This is a genomic window from Allosphingosinicella sp., from assembly GCF_036570505.1.
Taxonomy (GTDB): Bacteria; Pseudomonadota; Alphaproteobacteria; order Sphingomonadales; family Sphingomonadaceae; genus Allosphingosinicella.
In genome coordinates, this window is record NZ_DATCYB010000005.1 from 1 (window position 1) to 2,656 (window position 2,656).

General features: G+C 66.3%; 2 protein-coding genes. Both read left to right on the forward strand.

Annotated elements, in window-relative coordinates:
• Window positions 1-891: NAD(P)/FAD-dependent oxidoreductase (locus VIR62_RS00300; RefSeq protein ID WP_431867697.1), on the forward strand; the 891-nt coding region annotated here is incomplete at its 5' end.
• A gap of 25 nt (window positions 892-916) precedes the next feature.
• Window positions 917-2,434: an L-piperidine-6-carboxylate dehydrogenase gene (gene amaB, locus VIR62_RS00305; protein ID WP_431867699.1), complete on the forward strand. Its 1,518-nt coding sequence runs from the start codon at window positions 917-919 to the stop codon at window positions 2,432-2,434.
• Window positions 2,435-2,656: the final 222 nt, after the last annotated feature.

Below are 2,656 nucleotides of genomic sequence, written 5' to 3' on the forward strand. Positions count from 1 at the left end.
GCCGGAAAAAAGGGCTGGAATGAAATTTCCGAGCGGGCCCGCCAATGGCTGGCCCGCGGCGCCGATGTCGAGCTGCTCGATGCCGGTGCCGCGGCTCGCGCGACCGGCAGCTCAGCCTTTGCAGGCGCGCTCCTCGATCGCCGCGCGGGGACTGTCCAGCCGCTCGCCTATGTCCGCGGGCTGGCCGATCGCGCGGTCCGCGCGGGCGCATGCATCCATAGTGGATCGCCCGCGACCGGATTCGAGGATCTGGGCTCCGCCTGGCGTGTGACGACGCCCGGGGGTAGCGTGATCGCCTCATGGGTGATTCTGGCGACTGATGCCTATTCAGCAGGCCCATACGCCGATATCCGGGCCGAGCAGGTGATGCTGCCCTATTTTCAGATCGCGACGCGGCCGCTCGCGCCCGAACTCCAGCGAACCGTCCTGCCGGGAAGGCAGGGCGCGTGGGATACCAAATCCATCCTCTCGTCTTTCCGACTCGATGCGCGCGGCCGCCTCATCTTCGGCAGCGTCGGTGCGCTCCGCGGTCCGGGCCACACCATCCATTCCGACTGGGTACGACGCGAGATTTCGCGGCTTTTACCGCATCTGGGCCACGTCGATTTCGAGCATGGCTGGTATGGGGAGATCGGGATGACCGGCAACGCCTTGCCGCGCCTCCATATGCGCGATCGCAAAATCGTTTCGATCAGCGGCTTTAACGGACGCGGCATCGCGCCCGGTACGACCTTCGGCCGCGACCTTGCGCGCCTTGCTCTCGGCGAACTCGAGATTGGCGATCTCGCACTGCCCATCACGGATCTCGCCGCCGCGCCGTTCGGTGCCGCGCGCGCCGCCTTTTACGAACTCGGAGCCGGTCTGGCTCATTTGAGCGGCTCCCGCTTTTGACACTGCCTTTCGAAGGATGATCGACATGACAACGCTTGCTACCGAAACCCGAGACATTCTCCAGCGCCTGGGCGTCGATCCGGCGCTGTCTGAAGGCGGGACGCTCGTCGTTCGCTCGCCGATTACGGGCGATGAGATCGCCAAGGTCCTCGAAACGACGCCGGGCGACGCCGATGCCTTGATCGCCGAGGCCCAATCGGCCTTCTCCCAGTGGCGAAACGTCCCGGCGCCGCGTCGCGGCGAATTCGTCCGCCAACTCGGCGACGCGCTGCGAGGCGCCAAGGAGGATCTTGGGCGTCTCGTCTCGATCGAAGTCGGCAAGGCGTTGTCCGAAGGGCTTGGCGAGGTCCAGGAAATGGTCGACATCTGCGATTTTGCGGTGGGCCTCTCGCGCCAGCTCTACGGACTTTGCATTCCCTCCGAACGCAGCAGTCACCGGCTCGCCGAACAATGGCACCCGATCGGTCCCGTTGGCGTCATCTCGGCCTTCAACTTTCCCGTCGCGGTCTGGTGCTGGAACTCCGCGCTCGCATTCGTCTGCGGGGATTCGGTGGTCTGGAAGCCGTCGGAGAAGGCGCCGCTGACCGCATTGGCAGTCCAGGCGATCGTCGAAAGCGTGGTGAAGGGGTTCGGCGAGGAAGCGCCGAAGGGTCTCGCAAGCCTGCTCATCGGCGGACGCGAACTTGGCGAGCAGCTCGTCGACGATGCGCGTCTGCCGGTGATCTCGGCAACCGGTTCGACACGCATGGGCCGCTCCGTCGGCGAGCGCGTGGCGCGCCGTTTCGGCAAATCGATCCTCGAACTCGGCGGCAACAACGCCTCGATCGTCACCCCCTCGGCCGATCTCGAGCTGACGCTGCGGGCTGTCGCATTTGGTGCCATGGGCACCGCTGGTCAGCGCTGCACGACGATGCGCCGGCTCATTGTCCATTCGGACGTCTATGACCGGCTGGTCCCCAAGCTCATCGCAGTCTATCGCACCATCTCGATCGGCGATCCGCGCTCGCCGGACACGCTTGTCGGGCCGCTGATCGACGAGGACGCATTCACGGCCATGGAGCGGGCGCTCGATGCGGCCCGCGCTGCCGGGGGGCAAGTGCATGGCGGCGGACGGGTAGACGTGAACGGCCAGGGCTCCTTCTATGCCCGGCCCGCGCTCGTCGAGATGGATGGGCAGGCTGCGTGCGTCCGCGAAGAGACGTTCGCGCCCATTCTCTACGTCTTCAAATATGATAATCTGGATCAGGCGATCGCACTGCAGAATGACGTTCCGCAGGGCCTTTCCTCTTCTATCTTCGCGACGGACATGCGCGAGGTGGAGCAGTTCCTCTCGGCGTCAGGGTCCGATTGCGGGATCGCGGCCGTGAACATGGGCACCTCGGGCGCCGAAATCGGCGGCGCCTTCGGCGGCGAGAAGGAAACCGGCGGCGGCCGCGAATCCGGTTCCGACGCGTGGAAGGCCTATATGCGCCGCGCCACCAACACCATCAACTACTCCCGTGAGCTGCCGCTGGCGCAAGGCATCGTGTTCGACGTGGGGTGAGGTAATCCCAGTCCCTTCCGCTGTCATCGCCGGGCTTGACGTCCGCGCATGACAACGAGTCTGAACGGGAGCAACGCCTTCGCCGCGCCGCCGGGGATGCGGGTCACTCCGGCTCGGGCAGGTTCTCGATGAGATTGGTCGGGGCGGCCGGGGCGCTTACGGCGGGGACGGCCGGGATCGCTCCGGCAGCCCCGGCCGGGACGACCGCGGCCGGAATGCCCG

What these genes read in the sequence shown, in the direction of transcription:
- amaB (WP_431867699.1), top strand. Translation starts at nt 917, where the DNA reads ATGACAACGCTTGCTACCGAAACCCGAGACATTCTCCAGCGCCTGGGC.